The organism is Streptomyces sp. NPDC048353 (assembly GCF_055587165.1).
The window spans coordinates 632,137-648,709 of sequence record NZ_JBVJGU010000001.1; the positions used below are offsets into that span (position 1 = coordinate 632,137).

The window sequence follows — 16,573 nt, forward strand, 5'->3', positions numbered from 1 at the left end:
CCGTGCCAGTTACGTGCCAGAAGCGTCGCCGGACTCGCCCGGCCGGACCTTCCTGATCTGCTCGTCGACGTGGGCGGCGATGGCGTGGTCACGCCCGTTCACGAGGTGCTGATAGATCAGCGCGGCCCGTACCGACGAATGCCCCATCCGCTGCATCAGCTCACGCGTCGTGGCACCGCCGGTCGCGGCGAGGGTGTTCCCGGTGTGGCGCAGATCGTGGAAGTGGACGTCGCGGAGGCCGGTGGCCTTCAGGGCCTGCAGCCACAGTCGGCGGAAGTTGTTCCGGCGCAGCTGCCCGCCGCGGGCTCCGGTGAAGACCAGCCCGGTCCGACCCGGCTCGGCGTAGACGGCGAGATGAGTGGCCAGGCTCTCCGCCAGCGAGGCCGGAAAGGCGACGGTGCGCACGCCAGCCGCGCTCTTGGGCGTCTTGATCAGAATGCCGTCGGTACGGGTCTCGGCCAGAGAACGCCGTACGGCGACGGTTCGCCGGTCGAGGTCGACGTCATGGCGCTGAAGTGCGGCGAGCTCCCCGAAGCGGAGGCCGGTGAAGGCCGCCAGCAGGATGAACACTCGGAAGCGCGACGGCACGGCGTCGGCGAGTTGGAAGACCTCGGCAACGTCGAGGAACGGCCGCTCAGCCGTCTTGGCCGCTCCGGCGCCTTTGATGCGGCAGGGATTGCGCTGGATCAGCTCGTCGTCGACCGCGGTGTTCATGATGGCGCGGAGGATCTGGTACGCCTTGGCGACTGTCGGCTCACCGACACCCGACTCCAGGAGGCCGGCACGCCAGCGGCGGATCTGGGGCGTGGTGATCTCACTCAGGACCACGTCCGCGAAGGCCGGCAGGATGTGGAGGCGAAGCGCGCTGCCGTTGCGCTCGCGGGTGGTCGCCGCGTAGTCGCGTTCCTTGAACCAGGCATCGGCGTACACCCCGAAGAGAACCTTGTCGTCCGGGTTCTTCCATTTGCCGTCGATGATCTCCGCTTCCTTGCGGACGAGCCACCGATCGGCATCGGTCTGCGAGGCGAAAGTCTCGGGTGCCGATCGCGTCAGCCCGTCCGGCCCGTGGTAGCGAGCTTGGAACCGGCCTGACGGCAGTTTGCGCACTGCACCGAAGCGGCGACGCTTGCCCTTGGTGTTCGCCATCAGGCCACCGCCCCGAACCGGCGACTAGTAGTGATCGGCTGGACGGTATGGGCGGCTACGAATTCCTCCAAGGCCCGTTCAGGGATGCGTACATGGCGCCCCACCTTGACGAACACGATCCGGCGCTCAGCGATGAGCCGACGAGGAAACCTCTCTGTCGTGCCAAGGAGTTCGGCGGCCTGGCCCACGGTCAGCAGTCGGCCGGTCATGCGGTTGCTCCTTCCAAGGCGAATTGGTCGCGTAGGGCTTCGCGGGCGGTCTCGCGGTTGAGCTGGATGTCCCGAGCGATGGAGGCGGCGAGGGCGGCCTCGCCGGGAGAGTGGCCCTGTCCGACGTACGTCCAGGAGGTGAGGACGAGGACGGTGCCCGGCTCGATGTCGTCGAGGCCGCGGGCAGCACGTTCCTGTGCGGCGCGGTAGTCGGCGCGGGTCTGGCGGAGCTCGCTCAGGGTGGTGGAGTACTGCCGGGACTTGGTGGAGAAGTGCCCCCGGAAGCCGAGCATGTGGGCCCAGGCGAGGAGGCGCCGGTCCGGGTAGAGAGGGTCGAGGTCGAAGCAGGCTTCGACGAGGCGCCGGGTGTGGTCGGGGACGCCGAGGAGGACCAGGGCCTCACGGTTGCCGACGCGGCGGTCGAGGCTGCCGGTGGTCTCGGCGGCTTTGGTGGCGTACTTGGCGCTGTAGGAGGCGACGGCCTGCTCGGTGATGTCGGACCCGTCGCCGAACGCCTTCACGGGCCGGATGTCGATCTGGGTGCCCCAGCGGAGACGACGGGTGGGCTGGTCACCGGAGGCGTGGACGGTGACGGTCGTGTACGCGTGGGCGGCGCCGGCGCGGATGGCATCGGTGAGGCGCTCGGTGGTCGCCCACGACGGCGGCGGGGAGTCGGGGCCGTCCGGGCCGTCGATGCGGACAACGGCGTGGAAGTGGACGGCGCCCCGCTTCTGGAACTCGGCGACCTTCCCGTACGAGACCCGGGCGACAGCCTTCAGCTCCCTCTGCGAGAGGCCGGCCGCGGCGGCGATCTCCCGGCGGAGCCGGTTCGTGAACCTCTGCCAGAGCTGTCCGGCGTGGTTGTTGAAGAGGACGGCGGCGGCGTAGTCGTACGACCCGGGGGCGAGTGGCGTGCCGAGGGCGGTGTCGTCCTCGGAGTGGTGGGTCCCGCAGCGGCACGGCCGGGCGCCGGGGCGGTTGTGGACCGGGCCGAAAGACGGGGCGGTGAGGGTGAGGAAGACGCGGGGGTGTTCGCGGACGGTGGCGGGAATGTCGCGGGCGTCGTCTCCGGCGAGGCCGGCGCGGATGAGGTGGTACGTGTCGCCCGCGTAGGTCCAGGCGCAGGCGGGGCAGCGGGAGGCCCGGCGGTTGCCGCAGGCGATCCGGAGACGGTTCCCCGGCTCGGAGTCGGTGGAGTAGCGGTGCAGGGTCTCGCCGGTGGTCTTGTCCCGGGTGAGGGTCCAGCCCTGGAGGTGGATGGGGTGGGAGCAGCCGCCGGTGCGGTGGATCTGCTCCTTCCAGCGGTCGAAGTCGGGGGACCCGGCCACCCGGAGCATGTCGCCCAGGGGGGCGGTATCGAATCCCGCCGACGAGGCGGCTGGGGCGGTCATCATGGAGTGCTTCCTTCTGGTTCTGCGAGCTGGCTAGGAGCGGGGCCTCCGGGCGGTGGAGACTTGGCGGTTGAGCCGCCCGGAGGCCCGACTAACGGCGCCGCTGCTGGCCGTTGAGGAGCGAGCGCAGGACGACGGCGCAGACGGCGACCGACGCGGCGCTGATGGCGACGGCGAGGAGCATGGAGACCAGGACCGTGCCGACGACCAGGACGGCTCCGGCACCTCCGGTAACGACGACGGCCAGGCCGGCGGGGGTGAGGCGCAGGGCCGAGGACGGCGCAGGGGCCGGGGCGTGGTGGTTGCAGGCCGCCGTGTTGGTGGCGTGGTGGGGCTCGATGTCGCCGGTGACGGTCGGCTGGACGAGCGGGGCGACGATGCCGGTCGGAAGCGGGTTGACCGGGATGCGCGGCTGGAACATGACGGTTCTCCCTACTTGTTGATCGTGCTGTCGATGAGCGGGGCGAGGACGCTGTCGGCGAGGAGGAAGCCGCCGAGGAGGATCACGGCGACGAGCCACCAGGGCGGGCGGATGAGCTTGATGCCGAGGCCGCCGATGACGATCAGGGCGAGCCAGAGCGGAACGTCCATGACGCGGGACTCCTCCGAAATCAGCGGGGCTTGCAGCGATGGGTGCGGGCGGCGAGCTGGGCGGCCGAGGAACTGGAGTACTCGGCGGACCAGCCGCAGTCGTCGGCCGTGCACACCGCGGCGTGCTTAGTGCGGCCGTGACGGTCGCGGTGGGTGCCGATCTGCACCGGACCGATCCGCATCACGGAGTGGAAGTGATCGCGAGGGGCCATGAGGGTCTCCCTTCAGACGATCTGGGCGGCGATGGCGTTGGCCATCAGGGGCGGGACGCCGAGGCGGGCGCGGAGGGCGTCGGCGTCGATCGGGTAGCCAGTGCGGGCGCGGTAGTCGTCGGCGACCTTCCGGGCGTGAGCGACGAGCGCCGGCGGTACGGCCACGGGGGCGGGTTCGGGCTCCGGCGCGGGTTCCGGGATCGGCTCCAGTTCCGGAGAGGGGAGGGCCGGTGCGGCGGAGATCTCCGGCTCCGGCTCGATGACCGCTTCCGCGGCTGAGGGTTGCTTGGTGTCCGTGTTGAGTTCGGCAGGTTGGACAACCGCCGGATGTCCAGGGGAGTGGATAAGAAGGGTCCCGCCGAGGAACGCGAGCGCAGGCCAGCCCGCGACGAGGATGCGCAGCCAGGCGGGGACGTCGCCGAGGTTGAGGAGCCCGGCGGTGGCGACGTTCGCACCGAGCGACGCGGCCAGGGCGACCATGAACCACGTCCAGGCGGAGCGGGCAGGTTCACCGGCGGCCCGCGCGGTCCGCAGCCGGTGCCAGGCGGCGACGAGCAGGAGGTCCACGGAGACCGGGTAGGCCCAAGCCTTCCAACCGGACTGTCCGGCAGCCGCAGCCAGGTCGTGGAGGTGAGCGAAGGACAGGGCGCCGGCGATCACGGCTTGTACGAGGACGGCGTCCGGTCGGCGGATGGGACGCATCGGGGGTCCTCCTTCCGGTTTCGGGGATGGGCGGGGTAGGGACCTGGCGTGAAGGGGTCACGCCGCCGTGGAGCGAGGGGGTTCAGGCGATCGCGGGAGCCGTGACGGTCGAGGGCGCTGCGGCTTTGCCCAGGGGCGGCAGGACGGTCCGGAAGGCCTCCAGCGCGGGGATCTCGGGCGTGCGGTGAGCGTGGGAGTTCGCGATGTTCACGGCCCGCCGGAGCGTGAGGTGGGGAGTACGGATGCGGACCCACCCACCAGAGGAGTCGCCAGCGACAGCGGTGCCGGGACGGTCGGTGCGAATCTGGACCGTGGCTAGGACGGCGTCCGGGGCGATGTCGCCGAAGGCCATGTTGGCGGAGGTCTCGTCGTTGACGCGGTGGGCGGTGCGGCCGGTGAGCTGGGCGCGAAGCATCGTGATGCCCTTGCCGAGCTCGGAGCCGAAGCGCTGCCCGCAGATCTCCAGGTAGATGCCGGCGGCACGGCCGAGCTGGGCGAGCCGGACGAGGGAGGTGATGATTCGATCCCGTCGCTTCTCCTCCTCCTTCGTGGCGAAGAGGGCGAGTTCGGCGACCTCATCGACCAGGAGCACGATCGGCGTCGGTCGCAGGTGATCGGACAGGTCCCAGATGTCGGCGGTGATCTCCGCGTCTGGCAGGTCTGCACTCAATCTCTGCTCGCGTCGGATCAGTTGGTAGACCTCCTCCATGTGCTCGACGAGGGCGTCGAGGAGGTCGGCAGCTGCGTCAGAATTGTCGGCCAAGGCGGTGAACCGTCGGGCGAGCGGGGCGAGTTCAACTCCCTGTTTGCAGTCGATCCCGACCAGGGCGACATCCAGCGTGGCGAGCGCGGCGACGAGGTTGCGCTGATAGACGGACTTCCCGGACTGGGTGGCACCGACGTTCAGGGCGTGCGGGGTCTGGCGGTAGTCGCGGTAGTAGACCTCCCCGTCCTCCCGCATGGCGACCGGAACCCGCATCACCCCACCGCGGGCAGCCGCGGGCATCTGGACCCGCTTAAGGACGTCGTACCCGGTCATCCGCAGCTCGACGACACCCGAGCGGACCTCCCTGGCGGTGACGTTCTGCATGACGAACGAGTGCCGTAGCCGGGCCGAGGCAGCGGAGAAGTCGAATGCGTCCTGACCGGGCCGCAGCTTCACCCGCAGTACGAGCCCGGTACGCGTCGGCCGCAGCCGCAGGATCCGGGGCGCCCGCGAGTCGGGGATGGGCCGGCCGGTCATCCGGGCCAGTGCCAGGCTCCAGCGCGAGGGCGGGACGGTCAGCCCACACGCGTCCATGACCGACGCGTACCGGGCGAGGATCCGCACCACGGCGAAGACGACGCCGAAGCTCATCCAGTACCAGGCCGGACGCTGCCAGCGCAGCAGCAGCGCGACCGAGGTGACCAGCGCGAGGGTGACCGTTAAGGCGGTCATGGGTCAGCCGACCTTTGCGGCGGCGAGCGAGGTGACGGCGACGGCGCGGAAGCTGATGCCGTGGCGCTTCTGGCCGTTGAACTCGTTCTCCCACGGCCGGGCGACGACACCGGTCAAGGCGACCGGGGTGCCCATGGACAGCTCCTCGGAGATGCCGGTCTTGGGAACGGTCAGGTTCAGGATCTCGGCGTTGCCGTCCATGACGAACATGACGTCGACCGTCATCAGCGGCGCGCCGGTGTCCCGATCGGTGGCGATCTCACCGGTCTGACGGTTCGCGATCTTCGGGGCCGGGGGCTGGGCCACCATCACCATCGCGGCGGACGTGTCGACGGGGATCTGACGCACAGTGGATCACTCCTATATAGAGGCTGGTCTCCTTCACTCCTGTATAGGAGTGACATGAAGAAGAGTGCATCACTCCTGTACATGAGTCAACCCGCCGCGGGAAGAAACCGCGGCGGGTTGAGGGGAGTTGAGTGAGCGTCAGTCGGTCGCGGGGATCCGGTACTGGAAGACGAACTGGTCAGCGGCCATGAGCGTGTCACAGACCTCCACGACCCGCCCCTTCTTCGTCATGGCATCCCGCAACAGGTGGACGACGGGCGCCCCGGGGCTCAGCGCCAGCTCGGATGCCTCCGCCTTGGCGGCTAGCCGAGCCTGAAGCGTTTCGACGAACTCGGCGAAGGTGTGGCCGTGGTCTTCGAGCCGGGCGTAGATGCCGCCGGGGCCGGGGTTCTCGGCGAACAGCTCGGGGATGTCCTTCACTACGTCCCACGGCAGATACGACGAGGCGGTCTCGACGGGCGTCCCATTCCGGAAGTACAGCCGACGCCGCGCGAGCACCTGAGTCCCCGCGTCGACACCGAGCCGTTCAGCGATGTCCGCCGGCGCCTCCATGGGCCCGATGTAGAGGACGCTCACCTTGGCCGTGGCGCCGGACTGCTCGGACTCGGCGAGGTAGGCGGCCTTACCGCCCCGCCGATGTGAAGCGCGGAACCGATCCGAGGACCGAAGTCGTACGGGAGGCCGGTCCTTCACGATCGAGCCCTTGCCGTGTCGGGTTTCGACGAGCCCGCTGGCCCGTACCTCGACCATGGCCTTACGAATGGTCCCGCCGGCGACCCCGTACCGTTCGACGAGCTCGGACTCGCTGGGCACCATGTCGCCGGGCTTCAGTACGCCGGACCGGATCTGCTGGACGATCTCGTCGGCGATCTGCACGTACCGAGGTACGGCCCTGCCAGCTCCTGCTGGAGTTCCCACAGTCCTACCCACTCTCATATGCTCCTGTACATGAGTAGTGGGAGCGCGGGAACAAAGTCAACGCCGCTGCATTCCGTGTCCGTGGCCGGAGCGGTAGTGCGCGAAGATGGCCGGCTCCTGGCCATCCGCCGAGCGGACAATGGCACGTGGGAACTCCCGGGCGGAGTCCTGGAGCTCACCGAGGCGCCGGAAGCGGGCGTCGCCCGCGAGGTCCTGGAGGAGACGGGCATCCACGTCGAGGTGGACGAGCTGACCGGGGTCTACAAGAACACGACGCGCGGCATCGTTGCCCTGGTCTTCCGCTGCAAGCCCACCGGCGGCACGGAGCGAACCTCGGACGAGTCCACTGCGGTCGACTGGCTCACGCCGGCCGAGGTCAAGGAGCGCATGGCGGAGGTCTACGCGATCCGCCTCCTGGACGCCCTGGACGAAAACGGCCCCCACGTCCGCAGCCACGACGGTCGCCAGCTGATCCTGCATAAGTGACCACGCAACCGGCACCGCGGATGACCCGCGAAGAAGCGATCCTCCTCGTCGAACGCCTCATGAACCCAGAGACGCCAGAGGAAGAGTCCTCCCAGATCCTGGCCGCCCTTGAATGGGGCCTGTCCTGCCCGCACATCAGCGACTACGTCTTCTGGGACCCCGATCCCGATCTGACGCCTGAGAAGGTCGTCGACAGGGCCATGGCCTACAAGCCGATCGCCCTCTGAGGACAGCGCGGTAAAACTTTCTCTACTTCATCAAGGCACCCGCCGCGCAAGGCGCGACGCGCGCGGCCCGTTGCCCGGGCCTGCGCTCCTGTCTCCGCCCCGCTCCAGCCCGGCCGCCGACCGCGCGCCTGACAGCTCGGGTTGATGGGTGGTGAACACCCGCTGTGGCTGGGGCGGTCGGCTCCACGGCTTTAGGCAGCCACTTTGGGGCGAGCCTCTAAGATCATGGCCCCAACGTCGTGCTTTACCGGGCAGGTCCACAGACTGCCCGACGCGCCGGAAGCTTACGGGGCCATGATCACTCGCCCCAAAGCAGCTCCAGCCCAAAGCCGCTCCGCCGACCTATCTACGTCATTCAGCGCGGGCTAGCCCGTAGGAGCGTCGCAGAGTTTTGCCGAATACTTGCGCCGATTAGGTCGCGAAGCTTAGGGTTTATGTCAAGCAAATGCTCAAAGTCAGGCCAGAGGAGGGTAGCCTTCTCTGCGACTTGGGAAACTACCCCTACAAGGTCAGCTCCAGTGGCGTCCAGTCGCCTTTCCAGTCTCTGGAAAGTTGCCAGGGAAACGGTCTCAAAGCGCTTAGAGCCGAAGAATTTCAGGCCCAAATCTTCCGGGCCATCCATGTCGGTTCTGTAAGGCGACGTTGAAACCAGGTCATAAGCAGGCGACAGGGTGGGAATTCGAGCGTCCCTGTAGATCAGCGACCAATTCTTCAGATGCGCATCACCATTCGAGATGACTACTGAAAATGCGAGCCTTCTAGCGAACTCGCGCAGGGAGTCGAGATCCCTCTTTCGGTAAACCAGTGAGGCGATTGTTTCGTAATTGCCCTGATATTTTGCTACTGGATAAAAGTCGCGCACCTGCGCTAGATCTTCTATGTGGATCTTTCGTCTATCTTCGTCGCGATCGAACCTGCGAACCGCATAGGCCCACTCTTCATCGTTAGGCCACATGTTCGATGGAATATCGTCTAGGTCATCTCGATGAACGATCCGAACCTGGGGGACGTCCAAACCTAGAGCGCAGGCAAAGGCCATCATGACGTATTCATTGTGCGGAACGTTAGGGTAGCGGTGATCGGGCAACTTTACGATCCAGTCACCGCCTACCCCGAATGCGGGAAGGCTGAGGCGATCCCCTCTAGCGAGCATGGAGAACTTGAGGGCCACGCCGGCTAGTGAAAATCGCCATCGGCTCGATGGGTCAGAAAAGACTATCCCTGCCGGGACTTCCTCGGAAAATTCGCTTGGCCCCCATTCGAGACAATCGCCCACTGCGTCTTCGGCGATGATTTCGACTGCCCCAGGAAGATCGTGCCCGACTCGCGAAAGCAACTCCATCTCGCGATCCAGCGAAACACCCTTGTCTTCTGCGATCCATTCACGCAAAGGGCCCTCGGGCAAGAGATTCGAAAACCATGGGGGGAGCCGAAGAGCCGCCGCGTAACGCCCTTCAAGGTTCTGTTCGAAGCGAAGGCCCATTACGGGCCTTCTGCCGTCGGATACATATGCGCTGTCGAGAAGAAAACGAGTATGATCCCCACGCTGGTGAAGTGTCCCCACCCTTCTGCCGTGCAGCCATACCCCATAGGCGGACTCAGGAAGGCTCATCGGCATCTTCTTCGTCGTCGGGAATTACCAGATCGTTAAGGGGAGGCGTGTTCTCGAAACCCCATTCAGCCATAGCCTGCAAGTAGTCCCGGAACAGTATATTAAGAGATTCCTGGCGTGCACGAAGGAACCGGACAACCTCACCTGCAGCAAGCCAGTGTGCCATAGCAGGGGTTATGGCATGCGAAGCAAGGACGTCATGCCACCTGCCCTCTTCCATGTCGAGGGGATATTGAGCAAGGCGTCCCAGGATCTCATCTACAGATTCGAAATCATTAGGGACAATGATTCGATTGGCGGCCCAGAGGCGATATTCCGGAGGGGTGACTCGCTGGCTAACGACGTGTCGAACTGCATCCGCCGCCGTCGGGCGGTCAGTAAGGACCTCTGTAAGCTGCGCCCTTTCATACGGCTGGCCCGAACGTGGAGATCGAGGTTGGAGACTCCAGAGCGCACAGAGCGCCATTTTCCCAACGGCCTCGTTTGTTCGGAAACGCTTAAGGTCTGGCATCGGCTGATCAAGTCGATCAACGGGCTCAAGGAGACGCTGCACAGAACCAATCAGGTCGCCCTTCCGGATGCGCGAGCAGAGTACGCGCATGGCGTTCGTAAAGCTGCCCTTAAAGATTTCAGGTCCAGCCAGAGTGGTACGCCAATACCACCGTCGGAGAAGCTGAAGGCTTCGGTCATCCGGTTCAGGGAAATGGGCGAAGAATCTGCACAATACAACAAGTAGATACCGGTAGGTAAGGAATGTGAAGTGTGGAACGCCAGCGACGCTCTGGAGGAACTGGACCGCTCGCCTTAGTGCCTCTTCGCCAGCCTGGTATGCGGCATCTCTGTCTTCGCCCGGAAATTCAACTAGCCCACGACGAATCTCGTCGGAAAATTCACTTCGGATCTCACGTGCCGGGTCAGGTCCGCGACGAGCGAGAATGGCGCGCAGAACGGTGTCGTCATCGATGATGCCGAATCCGAACGAGTCGTTGATGTGTTCTGCGATTAGGCTAATGTCTAGGCGTTCATTGGCGCCCTCTTCCGGTCCGGCAAAGAGAGCCGAAAAGATCTCAGCTCGACTCAGTCGCTTGCCGTAGTTATTCATGCGATCGAAGATGTCTCGAAGAACGGCCTCGTCATTCTGTCTGACGAGGTACGCGGGAATATTGAATTGTCGGAGCTTTTTCGTTACGGACGTGGCTTCCTGTAGGTGACTGGAAACCTCTGGATACTTCGAGAACCATGTGAGAACGCCTTGCAGGTCGAAAATCACCGGCAAGGGGACGACCCACGGATCAATTTGTGCAGGCTGAGGGGTGAACTGGGAAGTGCGCAGATCGTAGGCCAGGGAAAAGCGGGAGTCGCGTTCACTCTCAGGGTGAAGCGCGTTCGCTAGGCTCGTTACGCGCTGTTGCCCATCGACGACCCAAAGGGCGTTATCTGATTGAGGTGCATCGATCTCCAGCTGGCCTAGACGGACGATGCCCTTGGGGGCGGGGCGTACCCACAGGAGCAAGCTTCCGACGGGGTATCCCTTAACGATGCTGTCGAATAGACGGGCTACATCCGCTCGGGTCCATCGAAAGTCGCGCTGGAAATGAGGAACTCGCACATGGCCGCTCCAGGCCCTCTCGACCAATTCCTCAAGGTCGAAAGTGGTGGCGCTCGGTTGGGTGTCAAGTCCGGAACGCATGTGTCTCCTCACCGGCGTGCTGATCTGCCCAGGATAGCTGTCCCACGTCGTTTGGGGTCTTACTGCAGAAGTATCTGCAGTGGCCTGACGAGGTGCCAGGGTCGTGCGTGATGCAGCCGTGGCAACTGCGGTGACGCCGCGCCAAGCAGCCATGTCGCCGCGGGGTGGGCGGGGCGCGGACGGAGCGCAAGCGCGCAGCAACTGCTGGCGGGCTGAATGGCGTGGTAGTTTCGGCGACTCGCCCGAACCGTTCTCCGCCGCCATTGGGCTCGGCCCATTCGTGGACAGACGCGGCCGGACCTCTGCACAGAGGGTCGGTGACCAGCAAAGATGCGCGGAACGGCCACTCCCTGCTTGACGTTCAGCGGCGCAAGTAGGCCCCGGGATAGTCCCGGGGCCATTCCCTTCAGGTCGGGGCAGCACCGTTACTCGAAGGCTGCTGCCCGCGGCCGAGGGGTGTCGTCCTCGTCCTCAGCAGAGGGTTGCGCGGCTGACAGGCGTTGGCCGCGGCTTGTCGCTACGCGGAGGGCGTCCCGCAGGGCTCCGACCAGGTCCGCAGACAGTTCTCGAAGGTCCTTCGCATCCGTCCGCTTGTCATCGAGTACTTCCAGCGCATGTGTCACGAGCTTGTCGGCTAGGCCGAGCTGGATTGCTTCAGTGGTATCGGCGAGGCGGGACAGGTGGCTGTTTGAGTCGTCGGTGCTCAGGTGGCAGGGCTTTCCGTTGGGGCCCGACCACGGGAGGAGGCGAAGCTCGCTGTGGGCCGTCATCCTTCCGTTCCCCTCTCTTGGGTCGTGTGGTGAGTGGTGAAGAGTGCTTCGGCGCGGTCGCCGGGAAGGGTCAGGCGAGCCGCCTCGATCACGCGGCCTGTGATGTCGGCAGACACTCGCGTGATCGCAAGCACGGCCAGCGTCGTGCTGAGCCGGAGAGTGGATGCCTCTTCTGGGGTGGGGAGTCGGGCGGTGACCACTTCTCGGGTCTCCGCCCCTCCGGGGCGAGGCCGCGGCAGTTCAGCCGGCTCCCGGTCGCGCGGCATGTAGATGCGGGCCAGGCTGTGCGGCCTCTTTCCCTGGTGGGTGAGGCAGAGGAACTCCGTCAGCGGGGTGCGCGAAGGGACCTTAAGTAGGGGGATGAGGTCTCCGCGTGCTTGGAGGTTAGTGGTGCGGATTGTGACGTGGAGGTCTGTCTCCGGGGTGAGGCGACCTTCGGCGTACGTGAGTCTGTTGAAAGGACAGCGGACGAAGTTGCCCTTGCCGTGGATCTTCTCGATTAGACCCTCGGCCTGGAGGAGTGCAAGGGCATTGCGCAGGGTCGGGGTGCTGACCTTGTACTCCGCGGCGAGCCGGGGCTCCGAGGGGAGGCGGGCGCCGGCCGCTAGCTGCCCGGTGGTGATCTGAGCCCGGAGGTCGGCGGCGATGGTCTGGCGTAGGGACGGCATGAGGGTGCTCACCACCTTCTGAGCACGCGTACGGCGATCAGGCGCGTGCGGATGTGCATCGTCAGGAGTTCGCCCGATTCGAATAGGAGGCGCTTGGCGCCGCCGGGTAGTTGGCGAAGGTCAGCTACTCGGCACGGTTGGCCGCCGATCTGGATGATGTCGCCCCGCTGCACGGTGGTCGTGGTGATCTCGACCGGGGAGGCGAGCGCGCCACCAGGGGGCATACCGTTCACGAGGCCGCCTCCGGTGGCGTAGTCGCGGAGTGGCAGGAGCAGGCGCACACCTCATAGACGACCGGGATGCCGATCGGCGCCGCCGCCGGGGAGGAGTGCGTGCACTCCTGATGGGTGCCGATCCGGCATGCGCTGGACTTGTAGGGCATGGCCGGCGTCGAGGGAACGCGGGTCATCCGAGGGACTCCGCTGGCGCGAAGCAGGTGTGGGCGGGGAGGAGGTGCGGGACCGGCACCGAGCTATGCCGAGTGGAATGCTTGTCGGCCAGGACGTACGGGCGGACGAGGGCCGTCTCTTCACCCGGGAGGAAGTTCGTGCGGTCTCCGAGCTGCCGGAGGAACAGCGTTAGTTCGTCGGACGGTTTGGGTTGGATGAGCGTCGGGCGCGTTGGCGTTAAGGCCATGGGGTGTCGGCCCCTTGGGGCGTGCCGCTCCCTGGTGCGCCTGATGGCGTGACGCATACGGTTGAACATACTGATCAGCTCCCATCGCTGATGGCCGGGTCCCCGGACGTCGCGTGTCGCGGGGACCGCTTGTTCACGGCGGCCCAGAGGGTCCGGCCGCCCAGGCTGGTGGCGAGGAGACCGAAGCGGTCTGCCTGTGCCAGGACTTCCAGGACCTCCCGCCATGTCTCTGCCGGGAGGGATTCCGGTACCTCCCCTTCGATCGACGTGTGTCTGGTGTGGGCCAGCACGCGTGTGGTGAGTCCGAGGGCGGACAACCGGGCGGCGAGGGCCTCCGCGCTTACTTCGGGAGCAGGCACAGGGGAGCCTCCGTTACCGGTGATCACTTTAAGTGAAGCTAGTTAACTAGATTAGAGCTAGTGGACTAGATTTTCCATATGCCTGAGCAGCCGCCATACCTCCGTACCGCCGACGAACTGCGGCGGCGGATCGCGGAGCACGAGTGGAGTCCTGGAGACCGGCTGCCCTCGCGGGCCCAGATCGGCCAGGAGTGCGGGGTGGGCGAGAACGTCGTTCGCCGGGCCCAGGAGCTGTTGATCTCCCAGGGGGTGTTGGAGGGGCGGGCCGGATCCGGGACCTATGTAGCCGAGCCCCGGCAGCGGGTGCGGATGGTTCGGTCCGCAGCGCGCGAGCAGCCCGACGGGTCGCCGTTCCGGGCGGACATGAAGGCCGTCGGGCGGAACGGTGGCTGGGAGAGCCGGACCGATGCGAAGGTGCCCGCGCCGGCGGAGATCGCTGCGCGGCTCGGGATCGGTGAGGGTGAGCTGTGCGTCCGGACCGTGTACGAGTTCCTCGCCGACGGACGGCCTGTGCAGCTGTCTACGAGCTGGGAGCCGTACGACCTCACCGGCGGGACCCTTGTCGTCCTTCCTGAGGGCGGGCCGCATGCCGGGGCTGGCGTTGTGAACCGGATGGCGGAGATCGGCGTCACTGTCAGCCATGCCGTTGAGCAGCCCGAGCCGCGGCAGGCGACCGTCGAGGAAGCCTCGCTTCTCGGGGTCCAGAAGGCCGCGCTCGTCACGCACATCCGGCGGACGTACTACAGCGACCAGGGCCGGCCCGTGGAGACGGCGGACATCGTCGTGCCCGCTGCACTATGCGAGATCGTTTACGAGATCCCGATCAATCGCTGACGGAACACCACGCACGGGGGAGTCATGGAGTCACTCGGTTTCGCCATCGGCGGTCTGATCTGGGATTCACCTGTTGCCGCTCTCGTGGTGCTGGTGGTTGTAGCCGTCGTGGTCAGCCGATGGCGTCGAACGGCCATTGCGGCCTTGAAGGGCGGGGAGCCGGAGGCGGACGGGCAGTGCGCATCCGGGCAGGCGGTTGGCGCGGCGGGCGAAGTCTGAGGCCGTTTCCCGGGTCGCGTGCTGTCGGTGTGCTGCTGTCCGCCGTGGTTGCGCCTCCCCGCTCTGCATCGAGCGCTGGAAGCATTCCAGCGTCCGGCGAAGAAGGGGGCAGGATGGTTCAGTCGAAATGCGGTGCTCCTACCCAGAGCGGGGGCCGCTGCCAGAACAAGGCGATCACAGGTACCTCTCGGTGCTCCAAGCACCAGGGGCCGTGGTCCCCGTACGGGGTCGAGCAGCGGAAGAAGAAGGAAGCCGAAGCCAAGATGAAGAAGCTTCGGAAGAAGCGGTAGCGGGCTGTCGCAGGCTCGGATGCTCCGGCCGACGCCGACTGTCAGTGCCTGATGGGAGGGTGCCGCCATGCAGGACTCACCTCTCGACTTGCCGGCGGCACCTCCTGAGCACGCCGTGATTGCTCGCTTTCAGCTGGGTAGCGACGACCTCGGTGAACCTGATCAGTGGTCACTGGTCTTCGAGGCCGAGCGGTCCATCGGGGCCACGGTCGCAGCTGCGGGTGTTGGCGAGGTTGACGGCAACGAGTTCGGTGGGGGCGAGGTGGTCATCTTTGCCTACGGGCCTGATGCGGACGCTCTATACCGCGTGATGGAGCCGGGCTTGCGTGCGCTTCCGTTTCGGCCGGCGCACGTAGTGCTGCGCTACGGGGAGCCTGATGAAAACGTCCTGAGCAAGCGGGTTGAGCTCTGAGCGTGCGTGCCAGATGCGTGCCAGATCGAGTGGTCAACCATGGTCACTAGAGGGTTGCTGCGGGATCGACACCTCGTGAGAGCCGTCGCAGCGTGCAGACGGGGTGGGCTGCGGCGACGGCTCGGCTGCGGGCGCCAGGCTTACAAAGCAGATGTCGGCGGTTCGAAACCGTCCGCGCCCACCGCGCTGACCTTGCCATAGGTCAACGAAGGCCCAGGTCAGAGCGTTGCTCAGCCTGGGCCTTAGTCGTTCCACCGCACTGTGACTGCACGTTGGACGCGCTCTCGCGCAGTCTCGCCACACCTTCCCGGCCCTCAACCCTGCGGGAACCGGCCGGAAGAAGCAGGTCGATGGGCCCACGAGCGGCGCCCCCCTCGGAGCGTCGGAGGGGGGTCGCCTTGCGCCGGAGGCGCCGACCCGGGGCCGGCAGTTGAGCGCCCCGACACGTCTATAGGGACGACCGCCCGCCGCGCCTAACGGATGTACGGACGATCCGTTATTCACTCTTCGCGTGAACAGGTGTTCGAGTTGCGCACGCTGCGCCTGAGGGCTGTCCCGTAAATGATCTACGAGCTGCCTCAGGCGTCGTTGTCCCTCGTGGGGGCGCCTCGTCTAGCCGGCGAGGGGCCGACCGACCGCGACGACCAGGCGGGTGTCGGCGTCGATGGCGACCTGGAGAACCGTTTGCGGGGTTGGAGTGCGAGCATTGGCCCGAGGTGGTTGATGGTGCGGTCCGCCGCCGACTTGGACACCCCGAACAACAGGGCGAGCTGACGCGTCGTCAGGTGCGTGTTTATCGGGGCTATCCAGGGCGGCGTCGACGCCGTGGTCACACCAGCCACACTGCGATCGTCTCAGAGATCGACGTCATGAAATGATGATCGTCATGTCAGGTCAGGTCTGGTTGTCACTCATATCGTTGGGCGGCGTTGTCCTCGGCGGCATGTTGTCCTACCTCGTCCAGCACAGGACTCAGCGGTCAGCGGAACGCGCTGAACAGGAACGGCAGCAGATCGCGTTGTCGGAAACCCGGCGCGCGGAGCGGCTGTCACTGTTGGAGCGATTCATCGAGGTGTCGGCAGAGGCGGAACGCTGCGCGTACGCCCGGCCTTCCGACTGGGAGGACACCGACGACTGGTACCTCACGACCCGGGATGTGATGTACCGCTTCTGGGTCGCGGACCGGCTCATCCGCATCCAGTTCCCTCCAGCCGTGCATGAAGCCGCACACGTACACTTCCTCGACCTCAACCGAACCGTGTGGGAAGGCTTGCCCGATGGCGAGAGCGTGCGTGACTACCTCGAGGGCAACCGATCGGCGTTTCTCGACACGGCTCGCGCCGTCATGGGGTAGCCCACCGCAGAGGTCCGGAGATCTTTTACGGGACAGCCCCTAGCCCTGCGGCGTCGCCATC

Annotated in this window: 21 protein-coding genes and 2 pseudogenes; 6 read left to right on the plus strand and 17 right to left on the minus strand. The window is 66.1% G+C overall.

What is annotated here, in order from left to right; genetic code table 11:
• Positions 1-9: 9 nt before the first annotated feature.
• From ACZ6RC_RS02750 to ACZ6RC_RS02795, 10 genes are all read right to left on the minus strand, one after another.
• Entirely contained in the window at positions 10-1,146 is a 1,137-nt protein-coding gene (locus ACZ6RC_RS02750; RefSeq protein ID WP_469578849.1) for a tyrosine-type recombinase/integrase, read from the minus strand.
• Positions 1,146-1,355, minus strand: coding sequence for an excisionase family DNA-binding protein (locus ACZ6RC_RS02755; RefSeq protein WP_469578850.1), 210 nt, complete (start codon positions 1,353-1,355; stop codon positions 1,146-1,148). Before ACZ6RC_RS02755 ends, ACZ6RC_RS02750 begins: the two co-directional genes overlap by 1 nt.
• A complete protein-coding gene (repSA, locus tag ACZ6RC_RS02760; protein WP_469578852.1) occupies positions 1,352-2,749 on the minus strand; it encodes a replication initiator protein RepSA in 1,398 nt (465 codons plus the stop codon). The genes ACZ6RC_RS02755 and repSA overlap by 4 nt, the downstream gene beginning before the upstream one ends.
• A gap of 88 nt (positions 2,750-2,837) precedes the next feature.
• Positions 2,838-3,167 (minus strand): SpdD-like protein, encoded by a 330-nt coding sequence (locus tag ACZ6RC_RS02765; protein WP_469578853.1) that lies wholly within the window; start codon positions 3,165-3,167, stop codon positions 2,838-2,840.
• Between the two features lie 11 nt (positions 3,168-3,178).
• On the minus strand, positions 3,179-3,337 hold the full coding sequence (locus ACZ6RC_RS02770) for a hypothetical protein (protein ID WP_469578854.1): 159 nt from the start codon (positions 3,335-3,337) through the stop codon (positions 3,179-3,181).
• 20 nt (positions 3,338-3,357) lie between these two features.
• Complete coding sequence (locus ACZ6RC_RS02775; protein ID WP_469578856.1) at positions 3,358-3,549, minus strand: mobile element transfer protein; 192 nt, start codon at positions 3,547-3,549, stop codon at positions 3,358-3,360.
• Between the two features lie 12 nt (positions 3,550-3,561).
• Entirely contained in the window at positions 3,562-4,251 is a 690-nt protein-coding gene (locus tag ACZ6RC_RS02780) for a DUF2637 domain-containing protein (protein ID WP_469578858.1), read from the minus strand.
• Between the two features lie 82 nt (positions 4,252-4,333).
• Positions 4,334-5,689: an FtsK/SpoIIIE domain-containing protein gene (locus ACZ6RC_RS02785; RefSeq protein WP_469578859.1), complete on the minus strand. Its 1,356-nt coding sequence runs from the start codon at positions 5,687-5,689 to the stop codon at positions 4,334-4,336.
• A 3-nt stretch (positions 5,690-5,692) separates the two neighbouring features.
• Positions 5,693-6,037 (minus strand): SCO3933 family regulatory protein, encoded by a 345-nt coding sequence (locus tag ACZ6RC_RS02790; protein WP_030688073.1) that lies wholly within the window; start codon positions 6,035-6,037, stop codon positions 5,693-5,695.
• A 138-nt stretch (positions 6,038-6,175) separates the two neighbouring features.
• A complete protein-coding gene (locus ACZ6RC_RS02795; protein ID WP_469578860.1) occupies positions 6,176-6,973 on the minus strand; it encodes a GntR family transcriptional regulator in 798 nt (265 codons plus the stop codon).
• Here ACZ6RC_RS02795 and ACZ6RC_RS02800 point away from each other — a divergent pair, their 5' ends adjacent.
• Both ACZ6RC_RS02800 and ACZ6RC_RS02805 read left to right on the plus strand, forming a co-directional pair.
• Entirely contained in the window at positions 6,974-7,441 is a 468-nt protein-coding gene (locus ACZ6RC_RS02800) for an NUDIX hydrolase (RefSeq protein ID WP_469578862.1), read from the plus strand. It begins immediately after the preceding gene.
• Entirely contained in the window at positions 7,438-7,668 is a 231-nt protein-coding gene (locus ACZ6RC_RS02805) for an e9imm peptide (RefSeq protein WP_469578864.1), read from the plus strand. The genes ACZ6RC_RS02800 and ACZ6RC_RS02805 overlap by 4 nt, the downstream gene beginning before the upstream one ends.
• A gap of 355 nt (positions 7,669-8,023) precedes the next feature.
• On the opposite strand, the gene ACZ6RC_RS02810 is transcribed toward ACZ6RC_RS02805, so the two are convergent.
• The 6 genes and pseudogenes from ACZ6RC_RS02810 to ACZ6RC_RS02835 all read right to left on the minus strand — a co-directional run.
• Entirely contained in the window at positions 8,024-9,280 is a 1,257-nt protein-coding gene (locus ACZ6RC_RS02810; protein ID WP_469578866.1) for a type II toxin-antitoxin system HipA family toxin, read from the minus strand.
• Positions 9,267-10,970, minus strand: a complete 1,704-nt coding sequence (locus tag ACZ6RC_RS02815; RefSeq protein ID WP_469578868.1) for a GmrSD restriction endonuclease domain-containing protein — start codon at positions 10,968-10,970, stop codon at positions 9,267-9,269. Before ACZ6RC_RS02815 ends, ACZ6RC_RS02810 begins: the two co-directional genes overlap by 14 nt.
• Positions 10,971-11,736: 766 nt before the next feature.
• A complete protein-coding gene (locus tag ACZ6RC_RS02820; RefSeq protein ID WP_469579416.1) occupies positions 11,737-12,408 on the minus strand; it encodes a GntR family transcriptional regulator in 672 nt (223 codons plus the stop codon).
• 8 nt (positions 12,409-12,416) lie between these two features.
• The gene (locus ACZ6RC_RS02825) at positions 12,417-12,632 is read right to left on the minus strand and encodes a hypothetical protein (protein WP_469579418.1); all 216 of its coding nucleotides are present in this window, start codon (positions 12,630-12,632) and stop codon (positions 12,417-12,419) included.
• A 5-nt stretch (positions 12,633-12,637) separates the two neighbouring features.
• Positions 12,638-12,817, minus strand: a complete 180-nt coding sequence (locus ACZ6RC_RS02830) for a hypothetical protein (RefSeq protein WP_469578870.1) — start codon at positions 12,815-12,817, stop codon at positions 12,638-12,640.
• 311 nt (positions 12,818-13,128) lie between these two features.
• Positions 13,129-13,403, minus strand: a pseudogene (locus ACZ6RC_RS02835) (hypothetical protein); the annotation flags it as partial.
• A gap of 78 nt (positions 13,404-13,481) precedes the next feature.
• Between ACZ6RC_RS02835 and ACZ6RC_RS02840 the strand changes: the two are divergent.
• From ACZ6RC_RS02840 to ACZ6RC_RS02850, 3 genes are all read left to right on the plus strand, one after another.
• A complete protein-coding gene (locus ACZ6RC_RS02840) occupies positions 13,482-14,237 on the plus strand; it encodes a GntR family transcriptional regulator (RefSeq protein ID WP_469578872.1) in 756 nt (251 codons plus the stop codon).
• Between the two features lie 24 nt (positions 14,238-14,261).
• A complete protein-coding gene (locus tag ACZ6RC_RS02845) occupies positions 14,262-14,456 on the plus strand; it encodes a hypothetical protein (RefSeq protein ID WP_469578874.1) in 195 nt (64 codons plus the stop codon).
• Between the two features lie 357 nt (positions 14,457-14,813).
• On the plus strand, positions 14,814-15,158 hold the full coding sequence (locus tag ACZ6RC_RS02850; protein WP_469578876.1) for a hypothetical protein: 345 nt from the start codon (positions 14,814-14,816) through the stop codon (positions 15,156-15,158).
• Positions 15,159-15,835: 677 nt separating this feature from the next.
• Here the strand turns inward: ACZ6RC_RS02850 and ACZ6RC_RS02855 are convergent.
• Positions 15,836-15,949: pseudogene (locus ACZ6RC_RS02855) on the minus strand (transposase family protein); the annotation flags it as partial.
• 86 nt (positions 15,950-16,035) lie between these two features.
• Between ACZ6RC_RS02855 and ACZ6RC_RS02860 the strand changes: the two are divergent.
• A complete protein-coding gene (locus ACZ6RC_RS02860) occupies positions 16,036-16,512 on the plus strand; it encodes a hypothetical protein (RefSeq protein WP_391141232.1) in 477 nt (158 codons plus the stop codon).
• The last annotated feature ends 61 nt before the right edge of the window (positions 16,513-16,573 follow it).